This window comes from Rossellomorea sp. DA94 (assembly GCF_029834455.1).
GTDB classification, from domain to species: domain Bacteria; phylum Bacillota; class Bacilli; order Bacillales; family Bacillaceae_B; genus Rossellomorea; species Rossellomorea vietnamensis.
Map to the genome: position 1 here is coordinate 2,517,122 of NZ_CP122397.1, position 15,508 is coordinate 2,532,629.

Genomic DNA, 15,508 nt, shown 5'->3' on the forward strand with positions numbered 1-15,508 from the left:
AACTAACACTTTTCTCCATACCGGTCCACCCCGAGAATATAGTTTACCACAAATATCTATAAAAGTATTTAATTGTTCCCGTCAAATAAGGTCAAAGATTGGAAATGTCCACCGGTAAGTTTCCTTATATTCTGTTCTTCTTCCTTGTTGTACGAAATGATAAATGAAGTGGCGGGCCCGCTTGATTTATCCAAGTCTTGCGTGGAGTCTACATCTCCCCTTTTCAACGGTTTCCCAATAAGCAGAGACAGTTCATGACGCACACCTTTTGAACCTACAGGTAAAATATCGATTATGGAAGGATGGTGATTGCATGTATGAAACAGACTCAATGGGGCTATGGATGATCTGTGTACTAATACTTCTTTCCCCACTAAAGGAATGCCGATAAGAGCATATGAAAGATCTTTTTTGGGAAGAAAGTGCCGCTCCTTCCTTCTCATACCGATACAGGTTACACCGAGTGCAGACTGGTTTAGGTTGAAATTGGATTCTGAACTTCCCGTCAGGGGAATATCCTCCATATCAAGTTCCTTCAAACCCATCCGCACTCCCGAGGCATACCCCTCCCACTCGCTATCTCCTGTGAAGTTCATTAATTGAACGGCCATGAGGCGGGCACCGGCTGATAAACATTCCATCACCGCGACTCGAAAACCGAAATATCCCACCATTTCAGAATCAACCTGCACGGCGTCATCGGGCTTATGTCCGATCCCACCGCTGCAGTCAGAGGCAATGATCAGTTCATCTTTATCAGTGATGGAGATGGACAGCGCATCTCGATTTCCAATCATTCTAATTCACCCCTTGGTAATCTGGAAGCTAGAGGAGGATAAAGAAAGTGAGCCATTGTTAAATTGATGAAGCTCCCTACTAATAAAGAAGGAACGATTGTGATGTAAAAAGAAGGACTCAGGATAAAAACAAAGGGCAAAGCTGCCAATACACCATTCCCTACCAGAAAAAGCGCAGCTGCCAATACACGATGCCCACATGAAAATACATAGCCGAAAAGCCAGACAAGGAGAGCCATTTCCACGGCAATGAGAAAATGGAGCGGACCGAGGGGGAAACCTGCATACAGGCTTGAAAGTATATGTCCTCCCCCTGCCACCAGCGCTCCCTTCCTTCCATTGTATAAAGAAGCGATTAATAATGCCGGCATACTGTCAAGGGCAATGGTCCCGATGATCGCCGGAATCTTCACCATTCCTCCAATGGCAGCAAAAGCCAAAAACAATGATAGTAACAAAATGGACTTTAAACTACTACTCATTGTGTTTCTGAATTTTACGTGTAGAGAATACGTTGGCACTGCGGAGGTATTCAACGTCTTTGACACTGCTTCTGTGATTGATCACGCGTGCCAGAGCAAAGAAGTAGTCTGATAATCGATTGATGTATTGCAACGAAACTACCGGAAAGTCGGGGTCTGCCTTTGAAAGGGTAACCATGCATCTCTCTGCCCTTCTCGCAACGGTCCGTGCAATATGAATACTCGCAGAAGCTTTTACACCACCCGGCAGTATGAATTTTTCAAGAGGTGGAGCTTCTCTGACCAAATCGTCTATTTTTTCTTCCAAAGCGAGGACGGAATCCATTTGAAGCTTGCTCCCTCTCTTTTTTGAGACATTGGATAAATCTCCCCCGCAGTCAAAGAGTTCATGCTGAATTGTAACTAAGTCCTTTACGATATCGTCAAAGCGCTCATGATTTAATTCACAAATAGCCTGACCAACGAAACTATTGACTTCATCTAGTGTCCCGTATGCTTCCACCCTGATATCGTCCTTATCGACCCTACCCCCGATTAAACTTGTCTGTCCTTTGTCTCCTGTTCTTGTGTATAGTTGCATTATTATTTCCTCCCTTACCCTTTTATTGATGTAGCCATGCCATACCAAACAAGCCATACCTTATGCGACTTTTGGGCAAGGTCCTGATAAACCCATCCCGTCACATCTCTCCATTCCCTTGAAATGTGATCGATAGGTACAATTCCTTTCCCTATTTCTGATCCGATCCAGATCACTTTTCGTTCTGGATATTCTTCTTCCCACTTCTTCAACTCCTCCATCCGTTGGAAGAATTCTTTCCTAACGTAACGGTTTCCACGTAAAAGGGCAGATCGAACGGCATACTCAAGCCCCTCCAACACGAGGATGGGCTTTGATGGATGGACTTCTTCCAAACCTTCTGTAAATAACCGGACCCATTCTGTGTCGCTTCTCTTCAAACCAAGATGCTTTCTTACCCATTGGCCCTTGCCATTAAAGGAACCTCCCGTAATGAAGTACAATTCTGGTCCCTCCAATCCTCTTCTGTTTTCCAACCCAATTCGTATCCGTTTCCGTGGAAGACCTCCCAATCCCAAAAAGATCTATGATCACTTTTGGGGGATAGAGAAGTTAACAGGTGCCGAATGACTCCACCATGGGTTATGACTGAGTACCGATCCCCATTAAGTGAATCGATTTGTCCTTTGATTTGCTCCCAGGCAACTTCGACTCGTTTTATAAATTGATGTATCCCTTCCCCTCCTGGAGGAGATTTAGAGGGATCGGTTAACCAATACTGATACTCTTCATTTCCCTTCAAATCCTCGTAGGTCAAGCCTTCCCATTTTCCAAAATGTAATTCTCTTAACAGAGGAGATGAAATGATAGAGGCTTCAGGAAACAAAAAATGCGAGGTCTCCAAACATCGGTTTAGGTCGCTTGAAAAACATCCCTCATATGGCTTGTAGGATCGCTTTATCTGTTTAAGCTTATCGATTCCTTTTCGTGATAAGCTCGGGTTTGACCAACCGATGTATTTCCCTCTCTCATTTGCATCTGTTAAACCATGTCGAATAAAAGCAATAGCCATATAGTCATCCATAAAATCGACTCCACCCCTTCTACACTTGATCCGACTGTGTCACCAGTCATGCCTCCAAACCACTTTATGCTTTTCGAGTGAACAAACAGGCAAAATCCGGCCGTTACAATTGTGAAGGCAGCATAAAGAAAAAGGCTATTCAGGAGGACGCCTGCCACTACGATCCCTATCAAAGAGGCCAGCATCCACAAAACATCGTTCCATTTCGTATCTTTACTGAAGCTATACCCCATACCGGATTTATGGGCAGCGGGGATAAGAATGAGACTCACTCCCATGACGATACGGCTGAAAATGGGGATCGACAGCAGAACCAAACAAATCGTAGCAGTATCAGAATAGCGGACGGATTCATATATAAATAAAAAGCGGGAGGAGAGCAATACCACTAGAGATAGGGTACCAAATGCACCGATACGGGGGTCTTTCATGATCTCTAAACGCTTCTTTAGATCCCGGTAGGAAAAGTAGGCGTCGCTTGCATCCATATAACCGTCCAAATGAATTCCACCGGTAAGGAGAATAGGCATCACCCAAATATAAAATGATAATGCCAATGAGCTCATGGGTGTAAAGGATGCCAGTAACACATAACCACTTGAGAGAAACATTCCGATCAATAAACCCAATAAAGGAAATGTGCGTACCATCCATCTCATTTCACTTTTTCCAAGCGAGAATTCTTTTCGTACTGGAAGTACTGTAAAAAACTGTATATTAAGGAGTAGACTCTTTACTAATCTCATTTCATTGAAATCCCTTTCTTCATAACCGGGATTCCAACCATCATATCGATCGCTATATACGACTTCTCCACCAATCTTCTATGTAATCTTCCCAGCGTCCTTTGGAATTGGAGTATTTCGTCTGTTTTCGGTGGAATATCATGAAATAATTCATTACTTACAACAAGTAATGCTTTTACTCTATCTGCTAATTGAATGACAGATTCATAGATACTATCCTCTACATACCTTCCGCCCTCCATATCCCCATTGAACAATTCGTTTGTCAGGAGAGTCGTGAGACAATCTAATAGAACAATGGCATTGGATGGTATAGTATCGACGATATCACCGATAGCCAGTGGCCTTTCAATGGTCGTCCACTTTTCATGAGAAGATCGGCGATCCAGTCGGTGTTTTAAAATCCTGTTTTCCATTTCCCGGTCCGTACTCACTCCACACGCAAGATAGATCAAGATCTCATTCGATGTTTTCAGTTCCGATGCAAGCTTTTCTGCATAGGAACTTTTCCCGCATCTAACCCCTCCGGTTATAAAAAAAAGTCTTCCCATGCGAAAATGTGCCTCCTTACGATGAAAGCCCTCTTTTTAACCCATATAACGTTGGATGGCTTTTTTTGTTACTTCATATACTCCTTTGCCGATCAACTTACCTATCGGAGTGATCGGTCCTGCAAATGGTTCGAGCTCCCCTTTTTGACTGGAAGCAATCAGAATGCTGTCTGTAGGCGTTCCGGTTGCAAGGTTTCCGTTTCTTTTGTCCCTTACTTCCATATCATTCAGTGCTTTTACCTTTGCCTCCGTGGAAGTGACGAGGGCTTCGATATAGGCCTCATCAGATAAATTCCCATTAATGAAAACCCAGGTATTGATCGTACCCGGTTTAGAATCAATATCATATTGAAAGCTCGTTGATACATCCATGGCATTTCCGACACCGGCGGTCACGATGACGAAAACCGATTTCCCCATCATCTCAAAACGCTCACATATCATGTTAGACAAATCGAGAGCCGTCATCATACCGACAGATAAAGACGGATCCAGTTCTTTCGTAATGAGAAACTCCTTCATATCTTGTTTGTAATCCCGGCAGTCATAATCAACGGGTACCCGTCGGTTCATGAAGTGAGAGTACCAACCAATTCCCGCTCCGATAATACCCGAGGACATACACTTCAACGGGAAAGGGGCAGAATAAAGGATGCAATCTTCGTTCAATGTCATATACCTTTCATCTAATAGCAGGTTTTCAGTGAGGGATCCTTCAGGCACGATTACCATTTGAGGTTTGGCCACCAAAGGATGAGCCTGTTTCTGGACCTTTGTTTGATAGACTTCTTCGATATGTTCTTCTTTCAACACTTCTTCCGGATGATGGAGAAGTTTCGTTGTGCCCTGGTCCAGTAAGAGTAAACGGTCACAGTATAGGCTAGCTAAATTCAAATCGTGAAAAATGGCCACGACCGTTAATGTCCCCTGATCTGTTTGACTTTTAATCAAATCCAATAGGGACTTCTGGTAGGAAAGATCAAGATGATTAGTGGGCTCATCCAGAAGGAGGATGTGAGGTTCCTGGGCTAGAGCCTGTGCCAGGAACACCCGTTGTCGCTCACCACCTGACAATTCATGCAGGTATCGGTTCTGAAACGCAGAAATTCCCGTCTGCTCCATCACTTTGTCCACCATCTCTTTGTCCCGGTCGGTCGTACCCTTAAAGAAACCTTTCTGGTGAGCATATCTTCCAAGCATCACCGTCTCCCTCACTTGATACGAAAATGCTTCAGTCGATATCTGGGGCAATACCGCGACATGGGTAGCCAATTCTCTCGAAGAAAACTGATGAAGCGGCTTCCCTTTCAAGGTAATCACTCCATCCATTAAAGGAAGGAGACCCGTCATGGCTTTCAGTAACGTCGTTTTACCACTTCCATTTGGGCCAAGTATTCCAAAGAACTCTCCCTTGTCAATATGAAAATTCATGTCTTCCACGATCTTTTGATCGCCGTATCCTACTGACACCCCGTTTACATCGATCATGATGAAAGACCCCTTTTCTTTAAAAGAATATAAGCAAACATCGGTGCGCCGATCAAGGCGGTGATCACTCCAATCGGAAGTTCGGTCGGAGCGATGATCGTTCTGGAAAGCAGGTCGGCGAGAACAAGGAACCCTCCTCCTACAAGGATTGATAGGGGAAGGAGATGCTTATGATCATGTCCGATCATTCTTCGTAGAAAATGAGGAACCACAAGGCCGACAAATCCGATCGTTCCGGACACGGCCACTGCTGCCCCCGTCAGGATGCTTCCGGCAATCAAAATGATCAGCTTCCTTTTTTGAACCGAGATACCGATATGACGGGCCTGTTCCTCCCCGAAGCTCATGCCGTTCAATTCCTTGCTGTTCAGTAGGAGCAACACCACCCCAATAAGGAAGAAAGGCAAGATGATCGCAATGTAATCCCACCCTCTCATGGATACACTTCCAAGAAGCCAGCCGATGATCTGCCTCAGTTCCTCACCTGTGAGTGCGATCATCAAGGAAATCACCGAGCCCAGAAACGAGCTGAAGATGATTCCTGTCAGTATAATGGTTTCGACCTTCATGGTCCTTTCAACCTTTTGTGCGAACCATAATACGAGAAATACGGTGATGATCGAACAAACAATACTGAAAAAGGGAAGCGTAAACTTCCCGATGAAAGGGATGCTCCAATGAAAAAACAATGTGATGACCGCCCCGACCGATGCACCTGATGACACTCCCAATGTGTAGGGATCAGCCAGAGGATTGCGTAACAGCCCTTGAAAAGAAGCTCCGGCAATGGCTAAGGAGCTGCCGACCAATAAAGCCAACAATACTCTTGGAAGCCGGATCGTATAGACGATGTTCACAAACATGGGATTAACCGTATCAGGCATTTGAAAACCGAACCACTTATAACCGACGATGTATAGGATATCCATCGGTGGAATGGCTATTGTACCGATCGAAACACCTGCAAGCACCGCCGTGAGTATAAATAGCCCTGCCAATCCGTATGTGATCCCTATCTTATTCTGCAAATACCTCTGGATAGATCGACTTTGCAATTTCCTCTACTCCTTCAACCAATCTTGGACCTGTCCGTGTGACTAAATCAGAATGGACATCGTGAACATCCCCATTCTTAACTGCCGTTACATCTTCCCATCCTTTTCTTCCCATTATCTGTTCTTTCGGATTTTCACTGTAATAACCATATGTAGTGATGATTGAATCAGGGTTAGACGAGATGACCGCTTCCTGGTTCACCTGTACCCAGCCTTCCTGATCGCTCATGACATTTTCAGCATTGACCATAGATAGCATTTGATCGATGAACGTGTTCTTACCTGTTGAATAAATGTCAGGGGAAGGGGAAACTTCCACATAGACTCTTTTCTTTTCCGTTACTTCACTTGCTTTTTCCTGGATGGATTTTAAATCTGATTTCATTTCAGAAACAACGGAATCTGCCTGACCTTTTTTACCGACTAGTGTCCCGATGTCCTGAATTGTGTTATATACTTCTTCAAAGCTTTTAGCGTCTTGAACGATGAATACGTTCACCCCTGCATCTTTCAGTTGATTCAAACCTTCTTCTGCTGACTTTGCTGTGGATTCATGGGCCAGGACCAGGTCCGGCTCTAAGCTGACGATTTTCTCTACGTTAAACTCCATTCCACCGATCTTCTCTTTATCGGCGGCTTCTTTCGGGAAGTTATCAAAGTCTGACACTCCGACGATTTCCTTATTGAGCCCAAGCTCGAATAAAATCTCCGTATTACTGGGAATTAACGAAACGATATGTTTAGGTTGTTCTTCCAGGGTGACTTTATTATCAAGTGCGTCAGTCAATGATAAAGGATATCCGGATTCATTTTGGTTTACTTCTGCTGTTTCCTTTTTCTTCGTTTGTTCCCCGTCATTCGTTCCGCATGCTGTCAGGAATCCGATGGCTACCAACAATGCAAGTAAGGCTTTTACTGTGTGTTTCATTTCTTTTTCCCCCTGTTGATTAACATTTTGACAGACAAAAAAACATCTCCAGTGGACTAGAGATGTTGTGTAAGATGCATATAGGTTTATATTCAAGTGAACCATGCATATTACACCTTTCTATCCGCGTAGAATTGGTGCGCTTAAAATCAGGCAGGTCTCCTGGCTCATGGTCATAGTTTGCTGATACCTTCCCGTGCTTGTTTGCACAGTGGTAAATGTTCAGCTCACTACCATTTACAGTGGCGGGACCGCGTTGGATTTACACCAACTTCCCTATTAAGAAGCTAAGAAGATTCACATCTTACACTTCACCTGATTTCGTAACGTATGAAATTGTTCCGTACAAAGGAATTATACACAAATTCCATCCGTTAGGAAATGAATTTTAATGAATTTGTTGAAAATTGTAGAAAACGATTAATCGTAAAGTCGGCACAGCTGAAGCAGACAAGCTATTTTGATTGTTCCTTTTAAGCTTTCATGGTAGAATCTGTTCAAGCTATTGCTTTACTGCTTTAGAGGAGTACATATGGTACAGGAGGTTTGCTAAATGAATGATAGAGAAGTCGCTACTTTTGCAGGCGGATGTTTTTGGTGCATGGTAAAGCCGTTCGATGAGCTTCCGGGGATTATTGATGTCGTATCGGGATATTCTGGAGGTCATCTTGAGAATCCTTCATATGAGGATATTAAAGCCGGTGGCAGCGGCCATTATGAAGTGGTTCAGATCACCTATGATCCCGCTCTGTTTCCTTATGAAAGGCTATTGGAGTTATACTGGCCTCAGATTGACCCGACTGATGACGGGGGTCAATTCCACGATCGCGGTGAACAGTATCGAACAGCTATCTTCTATCACAATGAACACCAGAAACAATTGGCTGAGGATTCAAAAAACACGATAGAAGGAAGCGGGCGATTCAAGAAGCCGATCGTCACCAAAGTCCTTCCTGCCTCAACCTTTTATCCGGCAGAAGAGTATCATCAAAAGTTCTACAAAACGAATCCGGAGGAATACAAACAAGATCGCGCAAAGTCAGGGCGCGATGAATTCATAGATGGACATTGGAAAAACAAATAGTGGCATGAAAAAAACTTCTTTCGCCAAACTAATGGCTAGAAAGGAGTTTTTTTATGAAGAAATCCGACAAGGCGAAAGATGATAAAGAACAAGTGATAGGATTCTCTGGACCGGGAAAAGTAGTTAATTTCTTTGACCCTTATCCTGATGAGAAGGAAGAAAACGCAAATAACTCAGATACCGTCGATCCCCATCCATCCCAATGAGACATTAGCTAAAAAACGCGCTATGCGTATCATGGGTAAATATTATGGTTAGAATGGCGATACAGCAGAATTTTGTCAAAGAAGGTGAAAACAAATGTATTTCTGGATTGTCGCATTGGGCTTTACCATTTTCCTTTTTACGAGAATTCCGACAGTGAAGAATTCCGTTCATGTACGGAATAGTTATCTGGTCAAGAAATGTTCCATCATCATTCCTGCAAGAAATGAAGAAAAGACGATCGAGAGGCTTTTATCCAGTATTCGGATGCAGTTCATACAGCCATTGGAAGTCATTGTTGTGAATGATGGATCAACAGATCAAACGAAGGCTATTGCCTTAAACGAGGGTGCAATTGTAATTGATGCACCCCCTTTGCCTAATGGATGGAACGGAAAATCATGGGCATGCTGGAATGGAGCGAAAGAGTCTAAAGGAGAATTCCTATTGTTTGTGGATAGTGATACCTGGCTCGAACAAGCAGGTCTGTTAAAGATATGCGAAACGTATAAAATGCAACAATGTCAAGGAGTATTGACCATTCATCCGTTTCATAAAATGGAATCCTTTCATGAAACATTCTCCATGCTGTTTCATTTAATGGTGTTTGCCTCAACCAGTATCACCCATCTCTTTTCATGGTTGTGCACGCCTTCAGGCGGTTTCGGGCAATTTTTCTTATGTTCGAGGGCCGTTTATGAGCGAGTCGGAGGTCATGAAGCCATCAAAGGGGAAATGGTGGAACATTTTGCCTTGAGTCAATGGGCGAAGAAATGCGGGGAATCGGTAGAAGCGGTAAGTGGCAGGAATGCCATTTCCATGAGGATGTATGGGGAAGGAATAGGTGATGTATTCAACGGGTGGTCAAAGAGCTTCGCTTCAGGAGCTAAGTCGACAAACATCCTACTCCTAGGGCTTTCTTCTTTGTGGATGGCTTCGCTTATTACGCTGGTCATTCACGCACCGGAAATGATTTGGGAATATCCCTATTTATTTATCATCCAATACATCCTATTAGGGGGTTATTTCTATTTCTTAGTGAGAAGGATCGGTAATTTCAGCGTGTTCGAGACATTATTATTTCCGGTTCACATCCTATTTTTCCTAGCGACCTTTATTCATTCATTTTTGAATACCTTTTTCAGGAAAAGGACCACTTGGAAAGATCGTTATGTATATATAGAGAAAGGAAAGAACGAGAAGATGAAATGATCCTGTTAGTGAATATCACTTCATAAATATAAACCTGCACCACCTGCCAAGTCACCACATTTTTGAGAATGTTACAAATCATACATACATTTCTATGAATTTGCGCATTTTATTAATAAGAACCGAGGAAGTCCTCCACGAATGATAAGCCGTTAATCCCTTGATTTGCTCGGTTCCCCCTTATTCCGTCACTTCTTCCATAAATAAAAACGGCTCATTTGTATCGAACTTCCCTGACATTTTCCGGACGGGAATATTTCTTCCCCTGACCCATTCCTGAAAGTCCACCACCAATCCATCGGAACTTTCCCCGAAGCCGATTAAGCATCTCAGTGATGTACATTGAAAGATACATGTATGAATCGTCCCTGCCCAAGCATCATACGCTTTCTTGAAAATCGGGCTGTCTCCCCGGTTAAACAGTTTGAATGCCCCATCTATGGTTAATTCCTTTTCATGTACTGAATGTAACAGGTCCAGCCTTTTTTGAGAGTCCTTTAAATAATGTCGGTTATCCTTTTTCATATGATTCATTTGAAAATGGTTGGTACAACTTAATGTTGAATGGTGATACACCCCTATTCCCCTCGGGGAAGCTTCTACCACAGCAGCTTTGCCACCTTGGTCATATAAAGAATAGTTGAAACTGTGTCGGTGAGGCAGCCTGCGCAACACTTCGATGGCCTCGTCTGTATTCTTACATGTGTCCAGGAGGATGCGGGCGATTGTCGTACAAATGAATCCATCTCCCGGCTTTATTCGATTCACGAAATGAAAACCAACAGCCAATCCTTTTTCGTTCAACCCGTCAATCCGTCCGATTCCCCTTCCTGAAAATCCGATAGATGCATAGCCCCCCGCCGGCTCGACGAGTAACAGCCGGCCTTCATATGTTTTCGGGTGATAATCATAATTCCTCACGTATATACCGTCTTTTGCCAATGACGAACATCCTGACTCCTTCCATTCCTGTTGAAATCCCGAATATTCATGTATGGTATCTTCCAATGACCACTGTAAACCATGGGATAGTCCAATTAATTCATCCCATAATCCGGGTGCAAATTGCCGGAGTAGTCCCTCGACTTCAAGCAGCTTTACATTGTAATCTCTCAATGACTTCTTTCGTCTCTTTTCATGATGAGAATAGAGTGGCGACGACCGAAGTTTCTGTCCGAATCGAACACCAATCTCATAATAGTTCCCTCTGGACTGCAATACGTCTACCACAACCTCTTTCATTGTTCCACGCCCCTTTCTGCGAATAAAGGATAATGTCGAATAAATATCTTCTTCTTTTTCTCCCTGTTATGCTACACTTGATTCATAAAATACGAGGAGGAAATATCATGCAAAAAACATTCAAAACACTTTCACTATTTCAAGAAGGAGTGAACGTTCTGAATTAATGAAACGACGCTCCTTCTTCCGGTATATATAAAAACACAGGAAGCAGGAGACAAATTATGACAAACTCAACACTTGCCACCCATAACATCCGGGTGCTATTTTGGATTTCTTTTTTTGGTACAATCAGTTTTCTTCAACCCGTATTAACGTTATTCTATTTCGAAAGAGGGCTAACCTCTTCTGATATTTTAATTGTGCTCATGTTCTGGAGCGGTGCCGTCTTACTCGGGGAGGTACCGACTGGAATATTTGCAGATCGGTTTGGTGCAAAATATTCATTCCTATTCGGTTCTTTCCTTAAGTTCCTTAGTATTACACTGCTTTTATTCGCCTATGAACCTTGGATGTTCTTCATATACAGCTTCATCAATGGATTCAGTGTAACCTTTTTTTCTGGGGCGGATGAAGCATTAATCTATGATTCACTCAAAGAATCAAATGAAGAAAATCGTATGGACCATGCTATGGGAAAGATCCAATCAGCCTCATTTATCAGTATGCTGATTGCTGTCCTTTTCGGTTCCTATATGGCGAAGGATCTGGTGGACAGTCAATTCACTCTGCTTATCTTACTGGGATTGGCCTTTCACCTTATCGAACTATTTTTAATCCTTTCAGTCAAGCAGCCGTCTGTTGATTCATTTCAGAAAGAAAATCCTTTTTCCCAAATAAAGAGTGGTATCCGTGTAATACGCCAGGCACCCCAGTTATTGTTGATGTTTTTAAACGTAACATTGGTCTTCATTCCGGCTGGTGCCGTTTACCAGTACTTTGATCAACCGCTTTTACAGGATGCAGGCGTTCCTGTCTATCTGATCGGGGTCTTTTATGCCATTTCTGCCATTCTTGGCTATATCGCATCGAATTCCATCGGCTGGATGACAGCTCGCTTTTCCAGGGTGATGCTCATGAATATTTCAGGTTTATCAGCGGTAGCTGGGTTATTTATTTCCGGCTTGTTCGGATCTTCTTTATGGATTGTATTAGGTTCATTTTTCTTGTTAAGGCTTGTCCGGGCAATCCGTTATCCCATTTATTCACAATTAAGCAATGACTTAATTCCGTCCGGGGTCAGGGCGACGACCATCTCCTTGCTTTCCATTGTGGATTCGGGCTTGGACCTTGTTGTGTTCGGAGTGCTCTCAACGATTGCGTTGAATGGCTATTCATACGTACTCATTGGGTGTGCCTTTATTGCACTGGTTGGAACCCTTTTACCGATCAGACCTGTTAACACGAAGGAAAGTCTAAAGATCAAACAAAGCGCTTCCCTTTAAATGTGAAAGAGTGCTGACAATCTGTCAGCACTCTTTCTTCTTGTGGAGATTGATTATTTCTTAAGATACGTCCATCCCTCTTCTTGATACACTTTATCTTCTTTCATCAATTTTCCCAGCGCCCTTTTAAAAGCCGCTTTACTCATATTGAAACGATCTTTGATTTCCTCCGGCTGGCTCTTATCCCAAAATGGTATCGCACCGTTCCGAACTGCCAGATACTCAAGGATGACTTCAGCATCATCCAGCATTTTATCCTGCTTCAATGGTAAGAACGAAACATTCAGGTTTCCGTCATCCTTCACGTCGATGACTCTGCCTTCAACCAGTTCACCGAGCCTTGGCTCCGCTTCACGCTCATTCATGTGAACAAAACATCGATATCCTTGTTCAGATAAGAAGAAGGTTCCTACCCTCAGAAGTCGATACACCCGTCCCTGTACTTTAGCATTCATCATTTCAGCAGAAGCTCTTCTTGACACCTGTTCAATGATATTTTCAGTGGCCAATCTTCCGTATAAACGGTCTTGTTTATCACGATTCAAGGTAAGGAACAGCTGATCGCCAGGATTCGGCCAAAGCTCCTGAAATTTCGGAAGGTCATCAGATGACACCAAAATATCCTTGGGCAGACCAATATTCACAAATACGCCTAAATCTTCCCGCTTATCGACGACTTCTGCCCAACCGTATGCACCGACCTGCACCTTCGGGATTCTCATAGTCGCCGTCAAGCGCACGTCCTTATCATGATAAAGAAATACTTTAACCGTATCTCCCTCTTGGATCTCTTCTGTTATTTCAGAGTGATGCAGAAGTACACGATCGATATCATTCGTTAGAAAGAAACCGTATGGCACTTCGTGATCAACGTATAAATCCTCTACTGTACCTGGTTTTAAAGAAGACATTATATTTATTCCTCCAATATTCATTCACGTATTAACTTACGTTTTCTCTACTCATTGTTTGTATTCACTAAATATAGCTTTTTTCAGGAATGATGTATAGGGCGTATGCAATTTTTAATAATAAATCATCAATTTAGAAAATAATGAATTCACGAACTTTTACCGGTTCCATTGACCGGAGGATAGTCAGTTGTTATGATTCTCCTAATTCAATTATACCAAATATAGATGCACCTTGTATAAGTTCAAGAATATGGCTTGAACGTTTCTACCAGCTACCTTAAATGGCTTGTCTACAAGATAAAGTAAGACCAATGGAATTATTTTATCCTGTAGATACACTCTGGTTGATTCAGTCACCGGAGTTTTTTTATTTTATCTTATCTACACGGAGGGTTATGTATGAAAACATTCTTTCAATTTGATGAAAGAGGGACAAATTATAGAAGAGAAACGTTAGCAGGTGTAACAACTTTCCTATCAATGGCTTATATTCTGGTTGTGAACCCCATCATCCTAAGTCAGGCCGGAATGGACAAAGGGGCATTATTCACAGCCACTGCCCTGTCAGCGATTGTCGGATCCCTGTTAATCGGTCTACTGGCTAACTTTCCGATCGGGATCGCCCCCAGCATGGGACTTAACTCGTTCTTTACGTTTTCGGTATGCATCGGAATGGGAGTCGACTGGGAAATCGCCCTGACAGGAGTATTTATTGCTGGTATCATCTTTATGATTTTAAGTGTGATGAAGATCCGTGAAAAAATCATCAATGTCATCCCCCAGGATTTAAAATTCGCCATTGCCGGCGGCATCGGCTTTTTCGTAGCATTCATAGGTTTTAAAAATGCGGGACTCGTCGTTGCCAACCCTGAAACATTTGTGTCGATCGGGAACCTTTCTTCCCCTCCGACACTACTTGCTGTGTTTGGTTTTATCATTACCCTGATGATGTTGGTAAAGGGAATTAAAGGCGGAATATTCTATGGGATGGTTGCAACGACCATCATCGGGATGGTCACGGGGCAAATCTCAGTGCCTCATTCCATTATTGGCGGAGTCCCTAGTCTCGAGCCGACATTCGGAGTGGTATTCAACCATTTAGGGGATATATTCACTCTTGAAATCATGGCGGTGATCTTTACCTTTCTGTTTGTGGCTTTCTTTGATACGGCAGGTGCCTTGATTGCGGTTGCCAGTCAAGCAGGGATCATGAAGGATAATCAGATTCCGAACGCTGGCCGGGCTCTCCTGGCTGACTCTGCATCGGGAGTGGCAGGAGCGATATTCGGAACCTCAACAACAGCATCATTCGTCGAGTCCTCTGCCGGAGTGGCCGTCGGGGGAAGAACCGGATTCACGTCTATCGTGATTGCCATCTGTTTCTCCGTCGCCCTGTTCTTTTCCCCCATCTTATCGGTCATCACTCCAGAAGTGACTGCCCCTGCACTTATCATTGTCGGTGCATTGATGGCTACGGAAGTCAGACATATCAATTGGAATCGACTTGAAGTGGTCATTCCTTCTTTTGTGACGATTATTATGATGCCTTTAACCTTCAGTGTTGCAACGGGAATCGCATTAGGCTTCATTCTTTATCCTTTTGCGATGATTTCATTGAAAAAGTGGAAGGAAGTTCATCCAATCATGTACATCCTTTGTGGATTATTCATCATTTACTTTGCTTTTTCTTAAAGTTTATTTTTGTAAACTTTGTGCTTCTGAACAAGCGTGAAGTGGTTGATTTCCGCTCCAGGTG

The 15,508-nt window shown here is 43.2% G+C and carries 17 protein-coding genes and 2 riboswitches; of the genes, 5 read left to right on the forward strand and 12 right to left on the reverse strand.

Translation table 11 applies throughout. The annotated features are described in order from the left end of the window. Positions 1–68: 68 nt before the first annotated feature. Genes P8596_RS13060 through P8596_RS13100 form a run of 10 tightly spaced genes read right to left on the reverse strand, consistent with a single transcriptional unit; the run spans position 69 to position 7,651 of the window. Positions 69–797 (reverse strand): ATP-binding protein, encoded by a 729-nt coding sequence (locus P8596_RS13060; RefSeq protein WP_279724097.1) that lies wholly within the window; start codon positions 795–797, stop codon positions 69–71. After that, positions 794–1,279, reverse strand: a complete 486-nt coding sequence (locus P8596_RS13065) for an ECF transporter S component (protein WP_279724098.1) — start codon at positions 1,277–1,279, stop codon at positions 794–796. Before P8596_RS13065 ends, P8596_RS13060 begins: the two co-directional genes overlap by 4 nt. After that, entirely contained in the window at positions 1,272–1,859 is a 588-nt protein-coding gene (locus P8596_RS13070; protein ID WP_279724099.1) for a cob(I)yrinic acid a,c-diamide adenosyltransferase, read from the reverse strand. The genes P8596_RS13065 and P8596_RS13070 overlap by 8 nt, the downstream gene beginning before the upstream one ends. A gap of 14 nt (positions 1,860–1,873) precedes the next feature. Continuing rightward, positions 1,874–2,302, reverse strand: a complete 429-nt coding sequence (locus P8596_RS13075; protein WP_279724100.1) for a bifunctional adenosylcobinamide kinase/adenosylcobinamide-phosphate guanylyltransferase — start codon at positions 2,300–2,302, stop codon at positions 1,874–1,876. Then, a complete protein-coding gene (locus P8596_RS23905) occupies positions 2,254–2,883 on the reverse strand; it encodes a histidine phosphatase family protein (protein ID WP_481900297.1) in 630 nt (209 codons plus the stop codon). The genes P8596_RS13075 and P8596_RS23905 overlap by 49 nt, the downstream gene beginning before the upstream one ends. Next, positions 2,841–3,629, reverse strand: coding sequence for an adenosylcobinamide-GDP ribazoletransferase (cobS, locus tag P8596_RS13080; protein WP_279724101.1), 789 nt, complete (start codon positions 3,627–3,629; stop codon positions 2,841–2,843). The genes P8596_RS23905 and cobS overlap by 43 nt, the downstream gene beginning before the upstream one ends. Beyond that, positions 3,626–4,180: a bifunctional adenosylcobinamide kinase/adenosylcobinamide-phosphate guanylyltransferase gene (locus tag P8596_RS13085; RefSeq protein ID WP_254651618.1), complete on the reverse strand. Its 555-nt coding sequence runs from the start codon at positions 4,178–4,180 to the stop codon at positions 3,626–3,628. The genes cobS and P8596_RS13085 overlap by 4 nt, the downstream gene beginning before the upstream one ends. A gap of 36 nt (positions 4,181–4,216) precedes the next feature. Further along, the gene (locus tag P8596_RS13090; protein WP_224519835.1) at positions 4,217–5,668 is read right to left on the reverse strand and encodes an adenosylcobinamide amidohydrolase; all 1,452 of its coding nucleotides are present in this window, start codon (positions 5,666–5,668) and stop codon (positions 4,217–4,219) included. Then, complete coding sequence (locus tag P8596_RS13095; RefSeq protein ID WP_224519833.1) at positions 5,665–6,723, reverse strand: FecCD family ABC transporter permease; 1,059 nt, start codon at positions 6,721–6,723, stop codon at positions 5,665–5,667. The genes P8596_RS13090 and P8596_RS13095 overlap by 4 nt, the downstream gene beginning before the upstream one ends. After that, a complete protein-coding gene (locus P8596_RS13100) occupies positions 6,686–7,651 on the reverse strand; it encodes an ABC transporter substrate-binding protein (RefSeq protein ID WP_279724102.1) in 966 nt (321 codons plus the stop codon). Before P8596_RS13100 ends, P8596_RS13095 begins: the two co-directional genes overlap by 38 nt. 135 nt (positions 7,652–7,786) lie before the next feature. Then, positions 7,787–7,985: riboswitch (cobalamin riboswitch) on the reverse strand. A 219-nt stretch (positions 7,986–8,204) separates the two neighbouring features. Here P8596_RS13100 and msrA point away from each other — a divergent pair. From msrA to P8596_RS13115, 3 genes are all read left to right on the forward strand, one after another. Continuing rightward, positions 8,205–8,735 (forward strand): peptide-methionine (S)-S-oxide reductase MsrA, encoded by a 531-nt coding sequence (gene msrA / locus P8596_RS13105; RefSeq protein ID WP_279724103.1) that lies wholly within the window; start codon positions 8,205–8,207, stop codon positions 8,733–8,735. Positions 8,736–8,788: 53 nt separating this feature from the next. Then, entirely contained in the window at positions 8,789–8,941 is a 153-nt protein-coding gene (locus P8596_RS13110) for a hypothetical protein (RefSeq protein ID WP_224519829.1), read from the forward strand. A 94-nt stretch (positions 8,942–9,035) separates the two neighbouring features. Further along, positions 9,036–10,151: a glycosyltransferase family 2 protein gene (locus P8596_RS13115; RefSeq protein WP_279724104.1), complete on the forward strand. Its 1,116-nt coding sequence runs from the start codon at positions 9,036–9,038 to the stop codon at positions 10,149–10,151. Between the two features lie 180 nt (positions 10,152–10,331). Here P8596_RS13115 and P8596_RS13120 read toward each other — a convergent pair whose 3' ends face one another. Next, a complete protein-coding gene (locus P8596_RS13120) occupies positions 10,332–11,393 on the reverse strand; it encodes a C45 family autoproteolytic acyltransferase/hydrolase (RefSeq protein ID WP_279724105.1) in 1,062 nt (353 codons plus the stop codon). Positions 11,394–11,617: 224 nt separating this feature from the next. Between P8596_RS13120 and P8596_RS13125 the strand changes: the two genes are divergently transcribed. Further along, the gene (locus P8596_RS13125) at positions 11,618–12,838 is read left to right on the forward strand and encodes an MFS transporter (protein WP_279724106.1); all 1,221 of its coding nucleotides are present in this window, start codon (positions 11,618–11,620) and stop codon (positions 12,836–12,838) included. 53 nt (positions 12,839–12,891) lie between these two features. On the opposite strand, the gene P8596_RS13130 is transcribed toward P8596_RS13125, so the two are convergent. After that, complete coding sequence (locus tag P8596_RS13130; protein ID WP_279724107.1) at positions 12,892–13,749, reverse strand: CvfB family protein; 858 nt, start codon at positions 13,747–13,749, stop codon at positions 12,892–12,894. A 215-nt stretch (positions 13,750–13,964) separates the two neighbouring features. Beyond that, a riboswitch (purine riboswitch) is annotated at positions 13,965–14,065 on the forward strand. An 86-nt stretch (positions 14,066–14,151) separates the two neighbouring features. On the opposite strand from P8596_RS13130, the gene P8596_RS13135 reads away from it, so the two are divergent. Next, positions 14,152–15,444, forward strand: a complete 1,293-nt coding sequence (locus P8596_RS13135) for an NCS2 family permease (RefSeq protein ID WP_061809891.1) — start codon at positions 14,152–14,154, stop codon at positions 15,442–15,444. The last annotated feature ends 64 nt before the right edge of the window (positions 15,445–15,508 follow it).